The organism is Pseudomonas jessenii (genome assembly GCF_002236115.1).
Classification (GTDB): Bacteria; Pseudomonadota; Gammaproteobacteria; order Pseudomonadales; family Pseudomonadaceae; genus Aquipseudomonas; species Aquipseudomonas jessenii.
In genome coordinates, this window is the sequence record NZ_NIWT01000005.1 from 282852 (window position 1) to 305449 (window position 22598).

The following is a 22598-nucleotide window of genomic DNA, read 5'->3' on the forward strand; positions in this document are numbered from 1 at the left end:
GCCAGTCATCCCCGGCGGGTTTATGAGCTCAAGCTGAAGCGCGCGGCGATCCCGCAAAGTTATCGGCAACTTCCGGACACGCGGCCATTTCTGAGTGTTCCAGACGTCAATAGAAGCTCACTTCCCTTTTGATACCTGATTAGCCGCCCGGAGTGCTTCATGCCTGATTACCGCTCGAAAACATCCACCCACGGCCGCAACATGGCCGGCGCCCGCGCTCTGTGGCGCGCCACGGGGATGAAAGATGACGACTTCAAGAAGCCGATCATCGCCATTGCCAACTCCTTCACCCAGTTCGTACCGGGCCACGTCCACCTCAAGGACCTGGGCCAACTGGTCGCCCGCGAGATCGAACGCGCTGGCGGTGTTGCAAAAGAATTCAACACCATCGCCGTGGACGACGGCATCGCCATGGGCCACGACGGCATGCTGTATTCGCTGCCGAGTCGCGAGATCATCGCCGACTCCGTCGAGTACATGGTCAACGCCCACTGCGCCGACGCCATCGTGTGCATCTCCAACTGCGACAAGATCACCCCTGGCATGCTGATGGCGTCACTGCGCCTGAACATCCCGGTGATCTTCGTCTCCGGCGGCCCGATGGAAGCCGGCAAGACCAAACTCGCTTCCCACGGCCTCGACCTGGTCGACGCCATGGTGATCGCCGCCGACTCCAGCGCTTCTGACGAGAAAGTCGCCGAGTACGAGCGTAGCGCCTGCCCGACCTGCGGTTCGTGCTCCGGCATGTTCACCGCCAACTCGATGAACTGCCTGGTCGAAGCGCTGGGTCTGGCATTGCCGGGCAACGGTTCGACCCTGGCCACCCACAGCGACCGTGAGCAGCTGTTCCTGCAGGCCGGCCGCACCATCGTCGAGCTGTGCAAGCGTTACTACGGCGAGAACGACCAGTCGGTACTGCCGCGCAACATCGCCAACTTCCAGGCGTTCGAAAACGCCATGACCCTGGACATCGCCATGGGCGGTTCCACCAACACCATCCTGCACTTGCTGGCTGCCGCCCAGGAAGCCGAGATCGATTTCGACCTGCGCGACATCGACCGTCTTTCTCGCAACGTGCCACAACTGTGCAAGGTCGCGCCGAACATCCAGAAGTACCACATGGAAGACGTGCACCGTGCCGGCGGGATCTTCAGCATCCTCGGTTCGCTGGCCCGTGGCGGTTTGCTGCACACCCAGCTGCCGACCGTGCACAGCCGCAGCATGGAAGAAGCCATCGCCAAGTGGGACATCACCCAGACCAACGACGAAGCCGTGCACCACTTCTTCAAGGCCGGTCCGGCGGGCATCCCGACGCAAACCGCGTTCAGCCAGTCGACCCGTTGGGAAACCCTGGACGACGACCGTGAAAACGGCTGCATCCGCAGTGTCGAGCACGCTTACTCGCAAGAAGGCGGCCTGGCCGTGCTCTACGGCAACATCGCTCTGGATGGCTGCGTGGTGAAAACCGCTGGCGTCGACGAATCGATCCACGTGTTCGAAGGCAACGCGAAGATCTTCGAAAGCCAGGACAGCGCCGTACGCGGCATCCTCGCCGACGAAGTGAAAGAAGGCGACATCGTCATCATTCGCTACGAAGGCCCGAAAGGCGGCCCGGGCATGCAGGAAATGCTCTACCCGACTTCGTACCTGAAATCCAAAGGCCTGGGCAAAGCCTGCGCCCTGCTCACCGACGGCCGTTTCTCCGGCGGCACCTCGGGCCTGTCCATCGGCCACGCTTCGCCTGAAGCGGCTGCCGGCGGCGCGATTGGCCTGGTACAGGACGGCGACAAAGTGCTGATCGACATTCCGAACCGCTCGATCAACCTGTTGGTCAGCGACGAAGAGCTGGCCGCACGCCGAGTGGAGCAGGACAAGAAAGGCTGGAAACCGGTGGAAGTGCGTCCACGTAAAGTGACCACTGCGTTGAAAGCCTACGCCCTGCTGGCGACCAGTGCCGACAAGGGTGCTGTGCGTAACAAGGCGATGCTCGACGGGCTGTAAGGCTTAAGCGTCGGACAAAAAATGCCCCGCCAAGTGCGGGGCATTTTTGTTTCTGCCGGTCACCTTTCACCTGTAGGAGCGAGCCTGCTCGCGATGGACTGGAGAACGCCGCTGGGTGTCAGGTTTCCAACGTTATCGTTAACGACCATCGCGAGCAGGCTCGCTCCTACAAGGGCAGAACTATTCCTGCGGATCGAGATTATCGAGAGCCTGATTCACCGCCAGCTCGCCCAGCATGATGACCTGCGCAATCCCCAGCATCGTGCTGCGTTGGGAGCCTTCCAGCAGGCCGGCGAAATCGTTGGCCATGACATTGGCCGAGGCGAGTGATTCGCAGGCGTGGGCCAACAGGGTTTCGGTGTCGAGGCCGGGCGCGATCAGGAATGTTCGGCTGGGTTTGCGCGGGGTGGCGTTGATGTGGGCGGAGAGGTTGTTTGATTCGGGAGGATCGGGGGTAATTTTCAGCATTGATAAAACTCCTTACACCATAAGACAAGGAGCCATCACCCTCGCTACCAAACGAAGGTGGCGGCCATGCGCAGGTTGGTAGACCGGGGTGTAAGGAAACCGGCGCGCCCGAAAGCGCCCTGTGCATGACCACCATAAAAAGCAGAGACGCAAGAACGTCTGCAAATCATGATGCTTTGCACCCTACACAGCCAGGCTACCAAACCCGATCACTGATGTTCAGCGACAGGTAGACGGTAGAGTCCGGGAGTAAGGCGCACAAGCCGGCGGATTCTGGCGTAGTCGTAGTCCCTTACGCAAGAATGCGTAGGTTGCGACTGTCAGGAGATGTCGATCAAACGGAGGCTTTCATTGCACCGACTGGCCTCATCGCGAGCAAGCTCGCTCCCACAATGGATCTGCGTGAACACTGGATTGGGGAACAACACCGATCAAACTGTAGGAGCGAGCTTGCTCGCGATGGACACAAGGACACCGCGTCAAATCAGACAGCACGCGTCATCGTTAACGACCATCGCGAGCAAGCTCGCTCCTACAATTACTGGATTTCTTCAGGCTTGACGATCACCCAGTTCTTGTCGGCAGTCACCGTCATCCCTTCCTTGGCCTGGGCCGCGGCATTCTTGGCCATCATGCCGTTAATCTGGGTCATGTATTTGTCCTTGCGATTGACCCACAGGTGGATGCCACCCTTGGCCACGTCAACACTGTGGAACAACATGTAACCATCACTGGTCGGGGTATCGCCGCCGACCAGCACCGGTTTTTTCCACTCGTCGATGTAGGTCAGGATTGCCGCGTGCTTACCGGCCATCCAGGTCGCCGGGGTCCACAGGTACGGGGTCAGTTCAAGGCCGAGGTTGGCCTTCTCGTCATACTTGCCGGCGGTGATCTGCTTGCGCGCAGTGGTCAGCTCGCCAGTCTTCGGGTCCTTGAGCAGCAGCGACACGCCGATCACGTTCTGCGGTTTGACGTTGTAGCCGTACTTCGGGTCGGCCGCGACCATGCGCACCAGTTCTTCGGAGGCGGCGGTCATCACGTAGACCTCGATGCCGTTCTCCATCAGTTTGTTGTACAGCTCTTGCTGGCCCGTGAAGATCTTCGGCGGGTTGACGTCGAGTTTCTTGACCACGTCGCCTTCGTAATAAGTGGCCGGTACCGGTTTGCCCGACGCCATCATCTCGTCGACGTAGCCCTTGAGTTCCTTGAGCGTAAAGCCGGAGAACACCTGGGCGACCCATGGATAGCAAACCATGTCGTCGAGTTCACAGAGGCGGTAGTAGTAGCTGAACAGGCTTTCCTTGTGGTCGGCGGTGTCCTTGAACGGCATCAGTTTCAGGGAGGGATCGAGCTTGTCGCGGGTGATCAGGCCCTTGTTCTCCATGAACGGCAGCAACGACTCTTCGAGGTCATAGCGGTAACTGGTGTTGTCCATGTCGAACACCGCGTAGTTACCTTTGTTGGCGTTGGCCGCGATCATCGCGTCCAGTGCCTTGGCCTGGTCGGCTGGCCAGTGTTTCAGATCCGTTGCGAAAACCTGGCCGGCAAGGCCCAGGCAAAGTGCTGCAGCCAGTAATTTCGGTGCGAACTTCATTGGCGTTTCTCCCTGAATGTGAAAGAGATCGACGCTAACAAATAAGTGTGACAGTCCCCGCCTGTCAGCGACCGCCTGCGTCCCTTTCGCGCCAGTTGCATTTCTGACAGCGACATCTGCTTATTCCAAAAACGACGGACACCATACGTTTTTGATATTAATTCATTAATTTTCAAGCTGTTAGGCTTGCCGGTTCGCAGCTGCCCCGGAAGGCAGCTGGCAAAAGTCTAATGGGAGTTCCAATGAATCTGCCGCTGATTCTCAATCTGCTGGTGTTCCTCGCCCTGCTCCTGGGCCTGGCGCAAACCCGCCACACCACTTGGAGCCTGGCGAAAAAAGTCCTGCTCGCACTGGTGCTGGGCGTGGCATTCGGTGTGGCCTTGCACACTGTTTACGGTGCCGGTAATCCGGTGCTGAAAGCCTCGATCGGCTGGTTCGATCTGGTGGGCAACGGTTATGTGCAATTGCTGCAAATGATCGTGATCCCGCTGGTGTTCGCCTCGATCCTCAGCGCCGTGGCCCGCCTGCACAACGCCTCATCGCTGGGCAAGATCAGCTTCCTGACCATCGGCACGCTGCTGTTCACCACGGCCATCGCGGCGTTGATCGGCATCGGCCTGACCAACCTGTTCGGCCTGACCGCCGAAGGCCTGGTGGCCGGCACCCAGGAAATGGCGCGCCTGCAAACCATCCAGACCGATTACGCCGGCAAGGTCGCCGACCTGAATGTGCCGCAGCTGTTGCTGTCGTTCATTCCGCAAAACCCGTTCGCCGACCTGGCGCGAGCCAAGCCGACGTCGATCATCAGTGTGGTGATTTTCGCTGCGTTCCTGGGTGTCGCGGCGCTACAACTGCTCAAGGATGATGTCGAGAAAGGTCAGAAAGTGATCAACGCCATCGACACCCTGCAAGCCTGGGTGATGCGCCTGGTGCGTCTGGTGATGAAGCTGACCCCGTACGGCGTGCTGGCACTGATGACCAAAGTGGTCGCCGGCTCCAACCTGCAAGACATCATCAAGCTCGGCAGTTTCGTCGTGGTGTCTTACATCGGCCTTGGCCTGATGTTTGTGGTGCATGGCGTGCTGGTGTCGGCCGCCGGGATCAATCCGCTGCGCTTCTTCCGCAAGATCTGGCCGGTGCTGACGTTTGCCTTCACCAGCCGCTCCAGCGCTGCGACGATTCCGTTGAGCATCGAAGCGCAGACCAGTCGTTTGGGCATCCCGCAGTCCATCGCCAGTTTCGCCGCTTCGTTCGGCGCGACCATCGGCCAGAACGGTTGTGCCGGTCTGTACCCGGCGATGTTGGCGGTGATGGTGGCGCCGACTGTAGGCATCAACCCGCTGGACCCAGCGTGGATCGCGACGCTGGTGGCGATTGTCACGCTGAGCTCGGCCGGTGTGGCCGGAGTGGGTGGCGGCGCGACGTTTGCGGCGCTGATCGTGCTGCCGGCGATGGGATTGCCGGTGTCACTGGTGGCGTTGCTGATTTCGGTCGAGCCACTGATTGATATGGGGCGTACGGCGTTGAATGTGAGTGGTTCGATCACGGCTGGGGCGATTACCAGCCAGGTGATGCAGCAGACTGATAAAGAATTGCTGGATGCGGATGAGCATTCGGCGTTGGCGCAGGCTTGAGTAGCGTCAGTTAGACCGCTATCGCGAGCAAGCTCGCTCCCACAGGGATCTGTGGTGTTCACACAATTTGTGATTCACCTCAAAACACTGTGGGAGCGAGCTTGCTCGCGATGCTTTTAAACCTTTTCCCAGACTTCGAAGTTGTAGGCCGGCTTGTCATCCACCGCCGGATTTTCGGTGTTGGAAACCAGCTTCCACTGGCCCAAATCAAACTCCGGAAACCACGCATCCCCTTCCGGGCTCAGCGCCACTCGGGTCAGGTATAACCGATCAGCCTGCGCCAGCCCTTGCGCATACAACTGCGCGCCACCAATCAGCATCAGCTCATTAACGCCCTGTTCCTTCGCCCATGCTTCAGCGCGAACGATGGCGGCTTCCAGCGACGGATAAACCTCCGCGCCTTCGAGCTGCAGATCCGCCTGACGGCTGACCACGATGTTCAAGCGGCCCGGCAACGGACGACCGAGTGAGTCCCAGGTCTTGCGCCCCATGATGATCGGCTTGCCCAGGGTGGTGGCCTTGAAATATTTGAAGTCCCCCGGCAAGTGCCAGGGCATGCTGTTGTCGACGCCGATCACACGGTTTTCACCAAGGGCTGCGATCAGGCTGAGGGGGAGTGATTTAGTCATACCGGCGAGGATACCAGAGCCTCGCTTTCGCCGATAAGCGTCACAGCGGTTATGCTCTCAGCTCAATGAAGCGACGGGATGCCGCGTGACTGAACTCAATACCCTCTGGCTGACAGAAACTATCCGCCTGCGCGAAGAACACGCAGGCCCCCTGGAAGACCTTGAAGCCAACCGGCTGGCCCGCAGCGTCGGCGGTGATTTGCCGTCGCGCATTCAACGCCGGGCCCTGTGGCTGGCTGAACGTGATGGCTTGGTTACGGCCCTCAAACACTGGCTGCAAGGCGCACGACTGGCGCTGATCGTAATGGCGGTGCTGGCGGTGATCAGCGGCGCCGGCCTGGCCTTTGCCGCAATGGGCGATGGCCTGCACCCGGTGAATGTGTTCTGGGCCTTGGGCAGCCTGCTCGGGCTCAACCTGATCCTGCTGCTGAGTTGGGCCCTGGGCCTGGCGTTTGCCGGAGAACACGGCGCCAGCCTCGGGCGACTATGGCTGTGGCTAAGTGAAAAACTCGCCCGGGACGCAAAGGCCGCGCAACTGGCCCCCGCCCTGCTCCTGTTGTTGCAACGGCAGAAACTCAATCGCTGGGCCATCGGCGTATTGGTCAACGGCCTGTGGTTGCTGGCGATGATCAGCGCCTTGGTCATTCTGCTGACACTGATGGCAACCCGGCGCTACGGCTTCGTCTGGGAAACCACCATCCTCAGTGCCGACACCTTTATTGCCGTAACCCAGGCGCTTGGCGCCCTGCCGGCCCTGCTCGGTTTCAGTGTTCCCACCGAGCAGATGATCCGTGCCAGCGGCGACGCCGCACTGAGTATCGAAAGCGCGCGCCAGGCCTGGGCAGCATGGCTGGTTGGCGTTCTGCTGGTCTATGGGATTTTGCCGCGCCTGCTGCTCGCACTGTTTTGCCTGTGGCGCTGGAAATCCGGGCAAACGGCGCTCCGCCTGGATTTGAACCTGCCCGGCTACGCACAGCTTCGCGAACGCTTGATGCCCACCAGCGAGCGTCTCGGCATCAGCGATGCGGCGCCTGAGCAACTGCATCGCGTGGAAAGCGGCGTCAGCGAACAACAAAGTGATGGTGCTCTATTGGTCGCCATCGAGCTGGACGACGACCGCCCGTGGCCACCGCAATTGCCGAAAAACGTGAGCAACGCTGGCATCCTCGACAGCCGCGAATCGCGACACAAACTCCTCGAACAATTGACCCGCTTTCCCCCGGCACGCCTGGCCATTGCGTGCGATCCACGGCGCTCGCCGGATCGCGGCAGCCTGGCCCTGATTGCCGAACTGGCCCGCAGCGCCAGCGCCACCCGCGTGTGGTTGTTGCAGGCGCCCCCCGGTGAAGCACTGGACGCGGAACGTCTGGGCGACTGGCACGTGGCGCTGCAACAGCTTGAGCTGCCGTTTGCCGATTGTGCACCGATGAACTGGCTGGAGACGGGTCATGACTAATCCCCTGAAACTCGCCGTGGTCGGCCACACCAACGTCGGTAAAACCTCACTGCTGCGCACCCTGACCCGCGACGTCGGCTTCGGTGAAGTGTCCCATCGTCCCAGCACCACGCGGCATGTCGAGGGCGCACGGTTGTCGGTGGACGGCGAGCCCTTGCTCGATCTCTACGACACCCCGGGCCTGGAAGACGCCATCGCCCTGCTCGACTACCTCGAACGCCTGGAGCGGCCTGGCGAACGCCTCGACGGCCCGGCGCGGCTGGCGCGTTTCCTGGATGGCAGCGAAGCCCGGCAACGCTTCGAACAGGAAGCCAAGGTGCTGCGCCAGTTACTGGCGTCGGACGCAGGGCTCTACGTGATCGACGCCAGGGAACCGGTACTGGCCAAGTATCGCGACGAGCTGGAAGTGCTGGCCGGTTGCGGCAAACCCTTGCTGCCGGTGCTGAATTTCGTCAGCAGCGCCAACCACCGCGAACCGGCCTGGCGTGAAGCGCTGGCGCGGCTGGGCTTGCATGCCTTGGTGCGCTTCGACAGCGTCGCGCCGCCGGAGGATGGCGAGCGTCGACTCTATGAAAGTCTCGCCCTGCTGCTGGAAACTGCCCGGCCGCAGCTCGAACGACTGATTGCCGATCAGCAAGCCCAGCGTCTGGCTCGCCAACAAAGCGCAGAGCGATTGATTGCCGAATTATTGATCGATTGCGCTGCCTGCCGACGCAGTGTGGTCAGTGAAGCCGAGCAGGAACAAAAGGCAATCAGCGAACTGCGCAAAGCCGTGCGCCAGCGTGAGCAGCGTTGCGTCGAGTCCCTGCTCAAGCTGTACGCCTTCCGCCCACAGGATGCCGCCGCCAGTGATTTGCCATTGCTCGACGGTCGTTGGGGCGACGATTTGTTCAACCCGGAAACCCTGAAACAACTGGGCGTTCGAGTCGGTGGCGGTATCGCAGCGGGTGCCGCTGCCGGGGCCGGGGTCGATTTGCTGGTGGGCGGCATCACGCTAGGCGCGGCGGCATTAGCCGGAGCGATTGCCGGCGGCGCGCTGCAAACCGCCCGCAGTTATGGCAGCCGCTTGCTCGGCAAGATCAAGGGCCAGCGCGAACTGACGGTGGATGACAACGTGCTGCGCCTGTTGGCGTTGCGCCAGCGGCAATTGCTGCAAGCGCTCAATGCCCGTGGGCACGCGGCGATGGACAGTATTCAGGTGGCCACGCCACAGGATAAAACCTGGCGCGAAGGCAAACTGCCCGAGGCCCTGAACAAGGCGCGGGCGCATCCGCAGTGGTCGTCGCTCAATCCTCATTCAAAATTGAATCAGGGGGAGCGGCAGGAGCAGATCGAGGTTCTGGCACAACAGCTGTAGAGGCAGGAACACTTGCTTTGCCTGGACTGACGCCATCGCGAGCAAGCTCGCTCCTACAGGGGATTTGTGTCGATCACAGATCCAATGTGGGAGCGAGCTTGCTCGCGATGGCCGCGCCTCGGTTCAAAGGCTTTATGCAGCCAACAGCCGCACCGCTTTGCCCTTCAACACTGCCAGATCAATCACCGGCACATGCATCTCTTTCGCCAGCTCATCCCACTGGCGCATGCGCAAGCTCACGGCACACAACGGGTCCTTCTCGAACGCCTCAGCCTCTTCAGCCGTCATCACCCCGCCCTGATATTCCAGGGTTCGGCGACTGGCTTCACTCAAGCGCTCGTAGTATCCCGCCTCCTTGAGCGTCAGGTAACGCTTGGCCTGCACGTGGTATTCGACCAGCCGAGCCATACGCTCGCTGAAGCCGACGCGGCGCAGATAATCCGCGCCCAGACGCTCATGGCTGACAACGCCGAAGCCGCCCATGTTCTCCGCGCTTTCACCACAGATATGCCCGATGTCATGAAAGAACGCCGCCAGCACCACTTCATCGTCGAAGCCTTCGGCCATGGCCAGTTCCGCCGCCTGGGACATGTGCTCGATCTGCGAAACCGGTTCACCGATGTAATCGCTGTCGCCAAAACGCTCGTACAGACTGAATACTTCGGCGACGACTTGTTCATTGCGCCCCATCAGATTTCCCCCAACACAGCTGCGATGTTTCGTTCAGCCATCGCCGGCCCGACGCTCATGCCGACACCGGTGTGCATCAACGCCACGCTCAGGCCTTTTGCCGGGCGCAGGAACGAAAACGGTCCCGGCCCCCGTGAACCATAGACCCCCTGCCAGCGTTCGACCACCTGCACCTTGCAGCCCAGAGTTTGCTCGGCCAGCTCGATCATCCAGTCATCGACCTGCTCGGCATTGAAGGGCGACGGATCGCTGCCGTAATGGTGCGAATCGCCAATGATCAACTCGCCATAGGGCGTCGGGCTGATCAGCAGGTGGATGCCGTTTTCGTGCAGGTGCGGCGCGTGCCGCAGAATGTCTGCCTGCACCGCCGCGGCCTCCGGCAAGTCGGCGAAGGCGCCGTAGTGCACGCAACTCAAACCGGTGAGCAGCGCGTGTTGCAGGTTGAGGTGGATTTGCGGTCGGGCGCGGAGCATTTGCAGGCGGCAAATTTGCGGCTCGAGTTCAGCGATCTGTTCGGCCAGTAACGTCTGATAATCGTGGCCGGAGCAGACAATGATCTGCTCGGCACTGAAGCTGCCAGCGGTGCTGTGCAGGCGACCCGGCTCGATATCGCGCACCAGGGTAGAAAAGTGAAACTTGACCCCCAGGTCGCGGCGCAGGAAATCGATCAACGCCGGAATCGCTTCGCGGGAATACAACTGCTGATCGTCCATGCCATGCAACGCCGCACGGTGATGACGGAACTGACCGTCGTACAAATCGCGCAATGCTGCGCCGCGCAACAGGTCGACACGGTAACCGTGCTCCACCGCGCGGCCGTCGCAGAAGGCTTGCAGCAGCTGTTCTTCCGCCTCGGTTCGGGCGAACAGGTACGAGCCATTGCGCTTGAGTTGCAGGCCGGCGAGCTGGGCCCAATCACCCCAGATTTCGCGACTGGCGCGGGCCAGTTCCAGCATCGGCCCCGGCGGCTGGCCAGTGACCAGTGCCTGGCCGAAGTTGCGCACCGAAGCGCCGAGGGGCGCTTCGCTGCGCTCGAAAACCGTGACCTTGAGACCGCGCTTGGCGGCAGCATATGCGTGGGACAAGCCCAGGATGCCGGCGCCGACGATCAGCATGTCGTTGTGTTGTGTCATGGGGTCTTGTCCTGAATTTGAAACCGCTTTCGCGAGCAAGCCCGCTCCCACAGGAGACCGCATGCCTTATGTGGGAGCGAGCTTGCTCGCGATGAGGCCCTTTCAGCCGATAAAGATCTTACTTGGCCGCCACTTTCTCGGACTTGCCGTCATAGCGCTTGCGCCACTCGGTCAGGATCTCGTCGCGGTTCTTCGAGGCCCAGGCGAAGTCGTTCTTGATCAGGCGTTGTTCGTAGTCGGCCGGCAGTTCGGTCTGTGGCTTGGCGATGCCAGGCTGGGCGAGCACGGCGAAGTTTTCCTTGTAGAGCTCCATCGCCTCAGGGCTGGCCGAGAAGTCAGCCAGTTTCTTCGCCGCCTCTTCGTGGGCAGTGCCCTTGATCACGGCAGTCGCTTCGATCTCCCAACCCAGGCCTTCCTTCGGCAGGATGATGTCCAGCGGTGCGCCCTGGCGTTTCAGTTGAACAGCCGGGTACTCGAAGGAAATACCGATCGGGAATTCACCAGCAGCCGCCAGTTTGCAAGGCTTGGAACCGGAGTGAACGTACTGGCCGATGTTCTGGTGCAGGCCATCCATGTAGGCCCAGCCCTGCTTCTCGCCGAAGGTTTGCAGCCAGGCGCTGACGTCGAGGAAGCCGGTGCCGGACGATGCCGGGTTTGGCATGACGATCTTGCCTTTGTACTCAGGCTTGGTCAGGTCCTGCCAGCTCACGGGCTTGGTCAGGCCCTGCTTCTCGGCTTCGACGGTGTTGAAGCAGATGGTCGCGGCCCACACGTCCATGCCGACCCAGGCTGGTGGGTTGGCCGCGTCGCGGTAGTTGGCGCCGATCTTGCCCAGGTCTTTCGGCGCGTAGCTTTGCAGCATGCCTTGCTGATCGAGAATCGCCAGGCTCGAAGCGGCCAGGCCCCACACGGCGTCAGCCTGCGGACGGGCTTTTTCGGCCAGCAGTTTGGCGGTGATGATGCCGGTGGAATCACGCACCCATTTGATTTCGACGTCCGGGTTGGCCTTTTCGAACGCTTGCTTGTAGGTCTTCAGTTGTTCGGCTTCGAGAGCGGTGTACACCGTCAACTCGGTTTTCGCCGCAAAGGCGTTCAGGCTGAAAGCGGTGAGGACAGCAGCGGCCAGGGCCATAGGCTTGAACATGATCTTTTCCTGTTTTTGAGTTGAGGGGTTGTGCAGATTCAATGACCGGGTGTGGTCTGCCGCCAGGCCTGGGAGCGGCGCAGCAAACCGCGCGAGGCCCAGGCCAGCAGCAGGGACACGCCCGCCGAGGTAATCAGGATCAGGGTCGACATCGCTGCCGCACCGCCGACGTTGCCGGCGTCATCCATGTTCAGCACCGCCACTGCCGCGAGGATGGTGTCGGGGCTGTAGAGGAAGATCGCCGCCGAAACGGTGGTCATGGCCGAGACGAACAGGTAACGCACGATGTCCAGTAGCGCCGGCAGGCAGATCGGCACAGTGACGCGCAGGTAGTGGCGGTACAGCGGCGCCTTGAGCGACAGAGCGGCGGCTTCGAATTCGGCATCGAGTTGACGCAGCGCGGTGGTGGCGGTCATTTGTGCGGTGGTCAAATAGTGAGCAATGGTGCAGACGATCAGCAGCGTCATGCTGCCGTAGAACACGTGCAGCGGGTTGCCGGTGAGGTTGAAGAAGAAGACGTAACCCAACCCCAGCACCAGGCCTGGCACCGCCATCGGTACGAAACTGAGCATGCGCAGGGTCAGGTTCAGGCCGCGCTGACCCTTGGTTTTTTCCATCAGGTAGGCGCCGGTGAAGATCAGCAGGCTGCCGATCAACGCCGTGCCCAAGGCCATCTTCAGGCTGTTGCCATAGGCCAGCCAGCCACCGCCGGCGGTTTCGTTGAACTGATAATGGTTGAGCGACAGCGACAGGTTGTACGGCCAGAACTTCACCAGGGACGAGAACACCGCCATGCCGAACACCAGCAGCAACGCGGCGCAGATCAGCAGGACGATAGCCAGGTAGCAGCTGTCGCGCAGCTTCGACGGCGCGGGTTTGAACACCTGGGCACGACCGCTCATGGAATCACCGTGACGCCGACGCAACCAGGCATCGACCCCGAAGCTGAACAGCGCCGGTAGCAGCAACACCATGCCGATCAACGCGCCACGACCGAACTGTTGCTGGCCGACCACCGCCTTGTAGGCCTCCAGCGCCAACACTTGATAGTCGCCACCGACAACCACTGGTACGCCGAAGTCAGTGATGGTCAGGGTGAACACCAGACAGAATGCGGCGAACACGGCCTGACGGGTCGCCGGCCAGGTGATGCTGCGGAAGGCTTTTGCAGGACTCGCGCCCATGCTGGAGGCGGCATCGAACAGTCGCGCATCGGCCAAGGACAGGGCCGACAGAAGAATCATCAAGGCGTGCGGGAAGGTGTAGATGACTTCACCAAGCACAATGCCCCAGAAGCCGTAGATGTTGTCCGAGAGCAGGCCACGCAGCATGCCCTGGTTGCCGAACAGATAAACCAGCGCGATGCCGGGCAACATCGAGGGCGCCATCAATGGCAGCAGGGAAATGCCACGCCAAATGCCTTTGGCGGGAATCAAGGTTCGTTGCAGCGCGTAGGCAAACAGGTAGGCCAGCGGTACGACAATGGCCGCGACACTGAGGGAAACCTTCAGGCTGTTACCGAGCAACCAGTGGAAGTTCTCGCTGGTCACCAGCTCTTTCGCTGCGACCCAGCCACCGCCCTGCCCGGCCTCGGCGCTGAAACCGCGCCAGAGAATCGCCAGCAACGGCATCAATACGGCAACGCCCAACAACACCAGCATGAGGACTTTGCCGCCGATCACGAACAACCGGTCACCGATCTCGGCGCGGGTGGTCTGCCGAACCTGCTTGTGCGGCAGCGGCAGCGCGATGTTCGCGCTCATCAGGCAAACACCTGCAGGCTACGCGGCGGCAAGGCGACCATGATCTGCTGGGCACCAAGGCGCGGCATGGCTTCTGGCGCCAACTCCGCCAACAGCGGGTGCCCCGGCAACTGATCGAGCTCGAAGCTCATGCGGCAGCGATTGCCGAGGAAGGTGATTTCACGAACCTTGGCCGGGAACAGGTTTTCCTCGTGCACCAGCGGGTTGACGTTGATCGCTTCCGGACGGCAGAACAAACGGCCCGACGCGGACTTGGCGCTGCCTTCGGCCAGACGCATGTTCATCCCGCCGACCTGGGCGTGGCTGTCGCTGTTGCGCTGGAAGGGTAGCCAGTTACCCTGGCCGACGAACTCCGCCACGAATGGCGTGGCCGGGCGGTTGTAGATTTCCTGCGGCGTGGCGTACTGCTCGACCTTGCCGTTGTTCATCACGGCGATACGGTCGGCCATCAGCATGGCCTCGTCCTGATTATGGGTGACCATCAGGGTAGTGATGCCGAGGTTGCGTTGCAGTTGGCGCAACTCGGTGCACAGATGCTCGCGCACCCGGGCATCGAGGGCCGACATCGGTTCGTCCAGCAGCAATAGCGAAGGTGCCGGGGCCAGGGCGCGAGCCAGTGCAACCCGCTGCTGCTGGCCGCCGGACAACTGGCCGGGATACTTTTTCTCGCTGCCGACCAGGCCGACCAATTCCAGCATCTGGCCGACTCGACGGCGCACTTCGTCACGACCGCTGCCGGCGAGGCCGTAGGCAATGTTCGCTTCGACGGTGAGATTGGGAAACAACGCGTAGGACTGGAACAGAATGCCGTAGTCCCGCGCCTGGGGCGCCAGGTGGGAAACGTCGCGATCGCCCAGGTACAACTCGCCGCTGTCCTGCTTCTCCAGACCGGCGATGCAGCGCAGCAAGGTGGTCTTGCCACAGCCCGACGGCCCCAGCAGACACACCAGCTCACCGGCCGCCACGTCGAGGGACACGTCATCCAGCGCCGTGAAGGCGCCAAAACGCTTCTGTACACCGCGCACTTTCATCGGTGCGCCGGGGTTGGTCAGGGCAGTTGCGATCGGGTTGTTCATGGACGGACCTCATCGAGCAGATGAGGGCCATCCTAGAGTTGTAATGAGTCCGTCATGTGGCAGTAAGGCAAAAACTGCCGATAGTGGTATTCGAGGATTTTGGTTCAAGTCTTGTGTTGCCTGAACTGGCCTCATCGCGAGCAAGCTCGCTCCCACAGTGGGTTTGAGGTGAAACACAGATTGTGTGAACACCCAAAATCCCTGTGAGAGCGAGCTTGCTCGCGATGAGGTCGGTACAGGCACCACAGAATTCAGGCCGGGGACATTTCCTGCGCCAACCCAAGAAACGCCGCCGGCAGCCGCGCGTTTTTGCGTTCCTTGAGGCAGTACAGGTATTCGGGAATCTGCGGCGCATTCTCGATAGTCAGCACCCGCAACTGCGGATCGTGCGGCACTTCCTGACGGGCAATGATGCTGATACCGATGTTGCGCAGCACTGCTTCGCGGATCGATTCACGACTGCCGATCTCCAGCAGCGGACCGAAGCACACGCCAGCACTGGTCAGTAACTCTTCGGTCAAACGACGGGTGGTCGAGCCCGGCTCACGCATCAGCAAGGTATGTCCGGCCAGCGCGCTGAGCGGTACGTGATCGTGAACCGCCAGCGGATGATTGCGATGCACCGCCAGCACCAACGGATCGCTGCCGAGCACCCGGCGAATCAGTCGTGCGTCATCGAGCAACTGCGACGAGGCCGCGACATCGACACGGTAATCCTCCAGTGCTTCGAGCACTTGCTGGGAGTTGCCGATTTCCACCGACACCTCCACCTGCGGCAGGCGTTCGCGGAACGTTTTCACCAGGTCGAGGATGTAATACGGCGCCGTGGCGGCAATACGCAACGTGCCCTGGACCTGGCCGCAGTTACGCAGGAAAAACTCGATGTCGGCTTCCTGTTGCATCAGCACCTTGACCATAGGCAGCAGCCGCGCGCCCTCCTCACTGACGCTGAGACGCCTGCCGCCGCGATAGAACAGCTCGACCGAGTACTGACTTTCGAGGTTGCGGATCTGCGTCGTCACCGTCGGCTGGCTCAGGCCAAGCTTTTTGGCAGCCTGGGTAATGCTGCCCAGGCGGGCCACCATGTAAAACGCCTTCAGCTCGGCACTCAGCACAACCGTCCCTCATCCTTTACTTGCGCAGCAGGCGCAAACCGTTGAACACCACCAGCAAACTCACGCCCATATCGGCGAACACTGCCATCCACATGGTAGCGATCCCGGCAAAGGTTACCCCAAGAAAGATCGCCTTGATGACCAAAGCCAGGGCGATGTTCTGTTTGAGGATGCTCGAAGTCTGCCGGGACAGGCGAATGAATGCCGGAACTTTGCGCAGATCGTCGTCCATCAGGGCGACATCGGCGGTTTCGATCGCGGTATCGGTGCCCGCAGCGGCCATGGCGAAGCCGATTTCGGAACGCGCCAGTGCAGGTGCATCATTGATGCCGTCGCCGACCATGCCGACCCGATGCCCTTGAGCATAGAGAGTTTCGATAGCCTGCAATTTGTCCCCCGGTAACAGGTCGCCCTTGGCCTCGTCGATGCCGACTTGTGCTGCAATGGCCTGCGCGGTGTGGACGTTATCGCCCGTGAGCATCAGGGTTTTGATACCCAGGTCATGCAGTTGCCGGATCGCTTCGCGGCTGGACTCTTTTACCGTGTCCGCCACGGCAAACAGCGCCAACGGGCCGGACGAATCAAGCAGCAGCACCACCGACTTGCCCTGCTTTTCCAGGGCAAACAGCTTTTCTTCCAGCGCTGGCGAACACAGGCCCAGATCCTCCACAAGACGATGGTTGCCCAGATGGTAGAGCTGGCCGTTGATCTCGCCGCGCACCCCGCGCCCGCCCAGCGCTTCGAAGTTATCCACAATCAGCGTCGCGGCCTGGTTATCCACAGCCGCCTTGGCGATGGCCAGGGAAACCGGGTGATCCGAGCGCCCGGCCAACGCGGCGGCAATGGCGGGCGCCGAGTCGTCGGCGGTCGGGTCCAGCGACAGGTAATCGGTCTGCACCGGTTTGCCGTGGGTGATGGTGCCGGTCTTGTCCAGGGCCAGGTAGTCGAGCTTGTAACCGCCCTCCAGATAAACGCCGCCCTTGACCAGAATGCCTTTACGCGCCGCCGCCGCGAGGCCGCTGACGATGGTCACCGGTGTGGAGATCACCAGCGCACACGGGCAGGCCACCACCAGCAGCACCAGCGCCCGGTAGATCCAATCGAACCACAACTCGCCCATGAACAATGGCGGGATCACCGCCACGGCCAGGGCCAGGACGAACACTGCCGGGGTGTAGATTTTCGAGAAACTGTCGACGAAACGCTGGGTCGGCGCCCGCGCGCCCTGGGCCTGTTCGACGGCGTGGATGATGCGGGCCAGGGTCGAGTTATCCGCCGCGGCGGTCACCTCGTACTCCAGGGACCCGGCCTGATTGATGGTGCCGGCGAAGACTTTGTCGCCGACGGTTTTTTCCACCGGCAGGCTTTCACCGGTGATTGGCGCCTGATCGATGGTCGAGCGACCGGACAGCACTTCGCCGTCCAGGCCGATACGCTCGCCGGGGCGCACCCGCACCCGCGCGCCGAGCCCAATGTTTTTGACATCCTGCTCAAGCCAGACCCCGTCAGCCTGCAACACCGTTGCCGTGTCCGGCGTCATCTGCATCAAACCGCTGATGGCATTGCGCGCGCGGTCAAGGGACCTGGCTTCGATCAACTCGGCCACGGTGAACAGGAACATCACCATCGCCGCTTCCGGCCACTGGCCGATCAGCACCGCGCCGGTCACGGCAATGCTCATCAGCGCGTTGATGTTCAGATTGCGGTTTTTAAGGGCGATCCAGCCTTTTTTGTAAGTACCGAGGCCACCACTGAGAATCGAGACCAGCGCGATAACCGCCACCACCCAGTTCGGCGCGAAACCGGTGAAGTGGATAACTTCTGCCAGCAATGCACCAACACCGGACAGTGCCAGGGGCCACCACGGCTTTTTCCGGGGCGCGGGCGCCGGGGTTTCATCACCCTGGTCCATCGGCTCGGCCTGCATGCCCAAGGATTTGATGGCCTCGACGATCGGCTCGATACAGGGCAAATCGTGGGTTACGCCGAGCACCCGATTAATCAGATTGAACTCAAGCTGCTGCACGCCGGTCAGTTTGCTTAGCTTGTTCTGAATCAGCGTCTGTTCAGTTGGACAGTCCATTGCCTCAATGCGGAAACTGCTCAGTCGGGCTCCGGGCGTCGGCGATTCGCTCAGTTTTACCAGCGCAGGCGCTGCCGCTTTAGATGAGCAGCAGGCGTCGCCGTGACCGCCGTGGCCATGTTTTTGCACGGGCTTGAGCTTGTGGCTGTGCTCGTGCTCAGCCCCGGGTTTGTGGGAGTGCAGGGAATCGCTCATTGGTTGCGTCCATAAGAGTGCCTGTTGCCAAGTAAAGACCCTGTAGCCACTATAGGGTCAAGCACCCTTTCTGGAGTTTTGGAGATTGGCGTCATGAAAATTGGAGAGTTGGCGAAACTCACGGACTGCGCCGTGGAAACGATCCGCTACTACGAGCGCGAGAACCTTCTGCCGGAACCGGCCCGCAGTGACGGCAATTATCGCGTCTATACCCAGGCCCACGCCGAGCGCCTGACCTTCATCCGCAACTGTCGCACCCTCGACATGACGCTCGAAGAAATCCGCAGCCTGCTGGCGTTTCGCGACAGTCCGCAGGATCAGTGCGAAAGCGTCAACGCGCTGATTGACGAGCACATCCACCATGTAAAGGCGCGGATCGACGGCTTGCTGGCCTTGCAGACGCAACTGCTCGACCTGCGCCAACGCTGCGGCGAAGGGCCAAGTATCGATCAATGCGGGATTTTGCAGCGGCTGGAAGTGAGCGGCGGGGTGGTGGCGACGGAGGTGGAGCATTCCCATGTGGGCCGTAGTCACGGCCACTAGAAACAACACAAAACCCTGTGGGAGCGAGCTTGCTCGCGATGGCGTCTGTTCAGCCAACATGGATGTCGACTGATACACCGCTATCGCGAGCAAGCTCGCTCCCACAGGGTCGGTGGTGTTTTTTCAGACCGCCATCGGCGCGGTCATCGGCGCGTGGTGTTCGTAGCCTTCCAGCGAGAAATCGCCCGGTTCCACCAGCTCCAGCCATTCCGGCTGATAAACACCCGTCTTGGCAAACTCCGGCACACGGTCGGAAATCACCAGTTTCGGCATCGGGAAGGGCTCGCGATTGAGCTGTTCGTTGAGCATGTCCAGGTGGTTTTCGTAGACGTGGGCATCACCGATGAAATAGGTGAACCAGCGTGGCGTGTAGCCGGTCAGGCGACCGATCAGGCTCAGCAGCGCAGCGCCTTCGGTGAGGTTGAACGGCGTGCCCAGGCCCAGGTCGTTGGAGCGAATGTAGAGGGTCAGGGAAATCTCCCTGGTCTCGACATTCGGGTGGAACTGATACAGCAAGTGGCACGGCGGCAGGGCCATTTCATCGAGCTGAGCGCAGTTCCAGCCGTGGAACAGGATGCGGCGGCTGCCCGGGTCCTTGATGATGGTATCGACGCACTGGCGAACCTGGTCGATGGCCTTGTACAGCACCACGTAGGCCTGACCGTCTTCCTCGCCTTCGGCAATCTGGCGATAACCCTGGCTCAGGGTCTGCTCGATGGCAGCCGGGTTGCTGACCGGGATCTGTTTGTACGCCGGCCATTTGCGCCATTGCACGCCGTAGATTTCGCCGAGGTCGTCTTCGCCCTGACGGAACGGGTTGGCCAGCCACTGGGCGTTTTCGTTGGCGTTCTGGTCCCAGACCTTGCAGCCCAGGGCGCGGAATTCGGCAGCGTTATTTACGCCACGCAGGAATCCGCACATTTCGCCGATGGCGGATTTGAAGGCCATCTTGCGCGTGGTGATCGCCGGGAATCCTTCCTGCAGGTCATAACGCAGCATCGCACCGGGAAAACTGATGGTGTTCACGCCGGTACGATTGGCCTGTTTGGTGCCGTTCTTGATGACGTGGGCGACCAGTTCGAGATATTGCTTCATGAATTACCTGTGTCCTTGAACCCGCAACCATCGCTGCGGGGTTCGAATTTTATACGGCTGCCGCTGGAGTCGCCGGGGCGCGGTGATACGCCAGCCAGATCAGGAACAGCCCGCCGACGATCATCGGTACGCACAGCACCTGGCCCATGGTCAGCCAGTTCCAGGCCAGATAGCCCAACTGGGCGTCCGGTACGCGGACGAACTCGACGATGAAACGGAAGATGCCATAGAACAGCGCGAACATCCCCGATACCGCCATAGTCGGCCGCGGCTTGCGCGAGAACAGCCACAGGATCAGGAACAGTGCCACGCCTTCGAGGGCGAACTGGTACAGCTGCGACGGATGACGCGCCAGTTGCGCCGGATCGGTCGGAAAGACCATCGCCCACGGCACGTCGGTTGCCTTGCCCCACAACTCGGCGTTGATGAAGTTGCCGATACGCCCGGCGCCCAGGCCAATCGGCACCATCGGCGCAACGAAATCCATCAGCTGGAAGAACGACTTGTTGTTCTTCTTGCCGAACCACAATGCCGCCAGCATCACGCCGATGAAACCGCCGTGGAACGACATACCGCCCTTCCACACTTCGAAGATCAGCGTCGGGTTGGCCAGATAGGCGCCCAGATCGTAGAACAGCACATAACCCAAGCGCCCGCCGACAATCACCCCCATCGACATCCAGAACACCATGTCGGAGAGTTTTTCCTTGGTCCAGGTCGGGTCGAAGCGGTTCAACCGGCGGGAGGCCAGCAGCCAGGCGCCGCCGATGCCGATCAGGTACATCAGACCGTACCAGTGGATTTTCAGCGGACCGATGGCCAGGGCCACCGGGTCGATCTGCGGGTAAGGCAGCATTGCGACTCCTCGTTAGAGTTCAAATCTTAAAAATTCCCGGGCGACGCTGCCACCTCAGGATTAAGCCAGGATTGCGCTGCCCGTCAGAGCAGATGCTTCAGACTAGAAAGTTCAGGCCAACGCAGAACAGCAAAGCGGCAAACAGCCGTTTCAGCAACCTCGGCGACAACCTGTGGGCCAATCGCGCGCCCAAGCGGGCGAACACCATGCTGGTCAGGGCAACGCCCAGCAACGCCGGCAAATAAATGAAACCGAGACTATGGGCCGGGAGCAACGGATCGTGCCAGCCCAGAATCATGAAACTTAATGCACTGGCCAGGGCAATCGGCAGACCGCAGGCCGATGAAGTGGCCACGGCTTGCTGCATCGGCACACTGCGCCAGGTCAGGAATGGCACGGTCAACGAACCACCGCCAATGCCGAAAATCGCCGAAGCCCAGCCAATCACGCTGCCGGCCACGGTCAGACCGAGTTTGCCCGGCACGGTTCGGCTGGCCTTGGGTTTGACCTCAAGCGCCAGCTGAGCGGCGATCACCAGGGCGAAAACACCAATGAGCTTCTGCAGGTTGGGGCCGGAAATCGCTTCGGCCGTCAGCGCGCCAAACCCGGCACCGACCAGAATGCCGACGGTCATCCACATGAAGATCGGCCAACGCACGGCGCCACGGCGATGATGCTCGCGTACCGCGTTGACCGAGGTAAAGATGATCGTCGCCAGGGAGGTACCCACCGCCAGGTGCGTGAGGATCGACGGATCGAACCCTTGGGCCTTGAAGCTGAACACCAGCACCGGGACGATGATGATCCCGCCGCCCACGCCAAACAGCCCGGCGAGTACACCTGCACAGGCGCCGAGCGCCAGATAGAGCAGAAATTCCATGTCGTCCCGCCCGCATCCCCAAAACCGGAGCGGCATGGTAACGGATGCATGGCCTCAAGCTCCACTGTGCAAGGCGATGGATCGATGAGCGATGTCTGCGTAGAGTGAGCAAAAAACACACAAGGACAGCCTGATGTGCCTGATTGTTTTTGCCTGGCGACCGGGTCATGCCCAGCCGCTGGTCGTGGCGGCCAATCGCGATGAATTCTACGCCCGCCCCAGCCTGCCCCTGGCGCCATGGCCCGAAGCGCCGCATGTGCATGCCGGGCGCGACCTCGAGGCCGGTGGCACCTGGCTCGGTGTCGGTGCCAACGGACGATTTGCGGCACTGACCAACATCCGCGATCCCCATCGACCGCCGGGACGCAAGTCTCGTGGGGAGCTGGTCGCGCGATTCCTCGAGGGCGATTGCTCGATTGATGACTATTTGGCCGACGTTGTCAGACGTTCGCCTGAATATGGCGGTTTCAATCTACTGGTTGGCAACAGGAACGAGCTCTGGCACTTCAACGCCCGGGAATCGGAAGCCGTAATGCTGCAACCGGGAGTCTACGGCGTGTCGAACGCCGGGCTGGATACGCCGTGGCCGAAGCTGCTCAAGGCCAAGGCTGCATTGAGCGAGGTGCTGGATGATCCGAAGCCTCAGGCGCTGCTGGCGTTATTGAGCGATGCGCAGACCGCGCCGTTTGCCGAGTTGCCGGATACCGGAGTGGGGCTGGTCACCGAAACGTTGTTGTCGAGCGTGTTCATTGCCAGCCAGAGTTATGGAACGCGGGCGAGTACAGCGTTGATTGTGCAGGCGGATGGGGCGCTGCATATGGTCGAAAGGAGTTTCGGGCCGTATGGCGGGCATCTTGGGGAAGTGGAGATCAGGCTTTAGTCTTGT

At 61.2% G+C, this 22598-nt stretch carries 19 protein-coding genes; 6 read left to right on the forward strand and 13 right to left on the reverse strand.

Features of this window, described 5'->3' with window-relative positions:
• The first annotated feature begins 159 nt into the window (after window positions 1-159).
• Window positions 160-2001, forward strand: a complete 1842-nt coding sequence (gene ilvD, locus PSJE_RS18065) for a dihydroxy-acid dehydratase (protein WP_057712890.1) — start codon at window positions 160-162, stop codon at window positions 1999-2001.
• Between the two features lie 180 nt (window positions 2002-2181).
• On the opposite strand, the gene PSJE_RS18070 is transcribed toward ilvD, so the two are convergent.
• On the reverse strand, window positions 2182-2469 hold the full coding sequence (locus tag PSJE_RS18070; protein ID WP_057712889.1) for a DUF6124 family protein: 288 nt from the start codon (window positions 2467-2469) through the stop codon (window positions 2182-2184).
• A gap of 538 nt (window positions 2470-3007) precedes the next feature.
• Window positions 3008-4063 (reverse strand): HAD family hydrolase, encoded by a 1056-nt coding sequence (locus PSJE_RS18075; RefSeq protein WP_090451974.1) that lies wholly within the window; start codon window positions 4061-4063, stop codon window positions 3008-3010.
• Between the two features lie 242 nt (window positions 4064-4305).
• Between PSJE_RS18075 and PSJE_RS18080 the strand changes: the two genes are divergently transcribed.
• Window positions 4306-5697, forward strand: coding sequence for an L-cystine transporter (locus tag PSJE_RS18080; RefSeq protein WP_090451975.1), 1392 nt, complete (start codon window positions 4306-4308; stop codon window positions 5695-5697).
• 116 nt (window positions 5698-5813) lie between these two features.
• Here PSJE_RS18080 and PSJE_RS18085 read toward each other — a convergent pair whose 3' ends face one another.
• Entirely contained in the window at window positions 5814-6326 is a 513-nt protein-coding gene (locus PSJE_RS18085) for a dihydrofolate reductase (protein ID WP_090451977.1), read from the reverse strand.
• An 85-nt stretch (window positions 6327-6411) separates the two neighbouring features.
• On the opposite strand from PSJE_RS18085, the gene PSJE_RS18090 reads away from it, so the two are divergent.
• A complete protein-coding gene (locus PSJE_RS18090; protein WP_090451979.1) occupies window positions 6412-7782 on the forward strand; it encodes a DUF2868 domain-containing protein in 1371 nt (456 codons plus the stop codon).
• Window positions 7775-9139, forward strand: coding sequence for a GTPase/DUF3482 domain-containing protein (locus PSJE_RS18095; protein WP_090451981.1), 1365 nt, complete (start codon window positions 7775-7777; stop codon window positions 9137-9139). Before PSJE_RS18090 ends, PSJE_RS18095 begins: the two co-directional genes overlap by 8 nt.
• A 132-nt stretch (window positions 9140-9271) precedes the next feature.
• Here PSJE_RS18095 and PSJE_RS18100 read toward each other — a convergent pair whose 3' ends face one another.
• The 7 genes from PSJE_RS18100 to PSJE_RS18130 all read right to left on the reverse strand — a co-directional run bounded on the left by PSJE_RS18100 (window position 9272) and on the right by PSJE_RS18130 (window position 18338).
• Window positions 9272-9829: a phosphonate degradation HD-domain oxygenase gene (locus tag PSJE_RS18100; protein ID WP_090451983.1), complete on the reverse strand. Its 558-nt coding sequence runs from the start codon at window positions 9827-9829 to the stop codon at window positions 9272-9274.
• Complete coding sequence (locus PSJE_RS18105; RefSeq protein ID WP_090451985.1) at window positions 9829-10962, reverse strand: TIGR03364 family FAD-dependent oxidoreductase; 1134 nt, start codon at window positions 10960-10962, stop codon at window positions 9829-9831. The genes PSJE_RS18100 and PSJE_RS18105 overlap by 1 nt, the downstream gene beginning before the upstream one ends.
• Window positions 10963-11080: 118 nt before the next feature.
• Window positions 11081-12106 carry a putative 2-aminoethylphosphonate ABC transporter substrate-binding protein gene (locus PSJE_RS18110; RefSeq protein ID WP_057712880.1) on the reverse strand — a complete coding sequence of 342 codons (1026 nt, stop codon included), beginning with the start codon at window positions 12104-12106 and terminating at the stop codon, window positions 11081-11083.
• Window positions 12107-12144: 38 nt separating this feature from the next.
• Complete coding sequence (locus tag PSJE_RS18115; RefSeq protein ID WP_090451987.1) at window positions 12145-13869, reverse strand: putative 2-aminoethylphosphonate ABC transporter permease subunit; 1725 nt, start codon at window positions 13867-13869, stop codon at window positions 12145-12147.
• Window positions 13869-14945, reverse strand: a complete 1077-nt coding sequence (locus PSJE_RS18120; RefSeq protein ID WP_090451989.1) for a putative 2-aminoethylphosphonate ABC transporter ATP-binding protein — start codon at window positions 14943-14945, stop codon at window positions 13869-13871. The genes PSJE_RS18115 and PSJE_RS18120 overlap by 1 nt, the downstream gene beginning before the upstream one ends.
• 251 nt (window positions 14946-15196) lie before the next feature.
• Window positions 15197-16060 carry a LysR family transcriptional regulator gene (locus PSJE_RS18125; RefSeq protein WP_090451991.1) on the reverse strand — a complete coding sequence of 288 codons (864 nt, stop codon included), beginning with the start codon at window positions 16058-16060 and terminating at the stop codon, window positions 15197-15199.
• A gap of 16 nt (window positions 16061-16076) precedes the next feature.
• Window positions 16077-18338, reverse strand: coding sequence for a heavy metal translocating P-type ATPase (locus tag PSJE_RS18130; protein ID WP_090451993.1), 2262 nt, complete (start codon window positions 18336-18338; stop codon window positions 16077-16079).
• A 93-nt stretch (window positions 18339-18431) separates the two neighbouring features.
• On the opposite strand from PSJE_RS18130, the gene cadR reads away from it, so the two are divergent.
• Complete coding sequence (cadR, locus tag PSJE_RS18135) at window positions 18432-18881, forward strand: Cd(II)/Pb(II)-responsive transcriptional regulator (protein WP_057712875.1); 450 nt, start codon at window positions 18432-18434, stop codon at window positions 18879-18881.
• A gap of 123 nt (window positions 18882-19004) precedes the next feature.
• Here the strand turns inward: cadR and PSJE_RS18140 are convergent, their stop codons facing one another.
• From PSJE_RS18140 to PSJE_RS18150, 3 genes are all read right to left on the reverse strand, one after another.
• Window positions 19005-19976 carry a thymidylate synthase gene (locus PSJE_RS18140; protein WP_090451995.1) on the reverse strand — a complete coding sequence of 324 codons (972 nt, stop codon included), beginning with the start codon at window positions 19974-19976 and terminating at the stop codon, window positions 19005-19007.
• A gap of 49 nt (window positions 19977-20025) precedes the next feature.
• Window positions 20026-20832, reverse strand: coding sequence for a prolipoprotein diacylglyceryl transferase (gene lgt, locus PSJE_RS18145; RefSeq protein ID WP_057712873.1), 807 nt, complete (start codon window positions 20830-20832; stop codon window positions 20026-20028).
• Window positions 20833-20929: 97 nt separating this feature from the next.
• The gene (locus PSJE_RS18150) at window positions 20930-21712 is read right to left on the reverse strand and encodes a sulfite exporter TauE/SafE family protein (RefSeq protein WP_057712872.1); all 783 of its coding nucleotides are present in this window, start codon (window positions 21710-21712) and stop codon (window positions 20930-20932) included.
• Window positions 21713-21845: 133 nt separating this feature from the next.
• Between PSJE_RS18150 and PSJE_RS18155 the strand changes: the two genes are divergently transcribed.
• The gene (locus PSJE_RS18155) at window positions 21846-22592 is read left to right on the forward strand and encodes an NRDE family protein (RefSeq protein WP_090451997.1); all 747 of its coding nucleotides are present in this window, start codon (window positions 21846-21848) and stop codon (window positions 22590-22592) included.
• Window positions 22593-22598 lie beyond the last annotated feature (6 nt).

Bases quoted from the DNA above. Each gene is read 5' to 3' on its own strand.
- PSJE_RS18140 (WP_090451995.1), bottom strand. From the start codon at position 19,976: ATGAAGCAATATCTCGAACTGGTCGCCCACGTCATCAAGAACGGCACC.
- PSJE_RS18095 (WP_090451981.1), top strand. From the start codon at position 7,775: ATGACTAATCCCCTGAAACTCGCCGTGGTCGGCCACACCAACGTCGGT.
- PSJE_RS18105 (WP_090451985.1), bottom strand. From the start codon at position 10,962: ATGACACAACACAACGACATGCTGATCGTCGGCGCCGGCATCCTGGGC.
- PSJE_RS18085 (WP_090451977.1), bottom strand. From the start codon at position 6,326: ATGACTAAATCACTCCCCCTCAGCCTGATCGCAGCCCTTGGTGAAAAC.
- PSJE_RS18070 (WP_057712889.1), bottom strand. From the start codon at position 2,469: ATGCTGAAAATTACCCCCGATCCTCCCGAATCAAACAACCTCTCCGCC.
- lgt (WP_057712873.1), bottom strand. From the start codon at position 20,832: ATGCTGCCTTACCCGCAGATCGACCCGGTGGCCCTGGCCATCGGTCCG.
- PSJE_RS18100 (WP_090451983.1), bottom strand. From the start codon at position 9,829: ATGGGGCGCAATGAACAAGTCGTCGCCGAAGTATTCAGTCTGTACGAG.
- PSJE_RS18115 (WP_090451987.1), bottom strand. From the start codon at position 13,869: ATGAGCGCGAACATCGCGCTGCCGCTGCCGCACAAGCAGGTTCGGCAG.
- PSJE_RS18075 (WP_090451974.1), bottom strand. From the start codon at position 4,063: ATGAAGTTCGCACCGAAATTACTGGCTGCAGCACTTTGCCTGGGCCTT.
- cadR (WP_057712875.1), top strand. From the start codon at position 18,432: ATGAAAATTGGAGAGTTGGCGAAACTCACGGACTGCGCCGTGGAAACG.
- PSJE_RS18130 (WP_090451993.1), bottom strand. From the start codon at position 18,338: ATGAGCGATTCCCTGCACTCCCACAAACCCGGGGCTGAGCACGAGCAC.
- PSJE_RS18150 (WP_057712872.1), bottom strand. From the start codon at position 21,712: ATGGAATTTCTGCTCTATCTGGCGCTCGGCGCCTGTGCAGGTGTACTC.
- PSJE_RS18155 (WP_090451997.1), top strand. From the start codon at position 21,846: ATGTGCCTGATTGTTTTTGCCTGGCGACCGGGTCATGCCCAGCCGCTG.
- PSJE_RS18110 (WP_057712880.1), bottom strand. From the start codon at position 12,106: ATGTTCAAGCCTATGGCCCTGGCCGCTGCTGTCCTCACCGCTTTCAGC.
- ilvD (WP_057712890.1), top strand. From the start codon at position 160: ATGCCTGATTACCGCTCGAAAACATCCACCCACGGCCGCAACATGGCC.
- PSJE_RS18120 (WP_090451989.1), bottom strand. From the start codon at position 14,945: ATGAACAACCCGATCGCAACTGCCCTGACCAACCCCGGCGCACCGATG.
- PSJE_RS18080 (WP_090451975.1), top strand. From the start codon at position 4,306: ATGAATCTGCCGCTGATTCTCAATCTGCTGGTGTTCCTCGCCCTGCTC.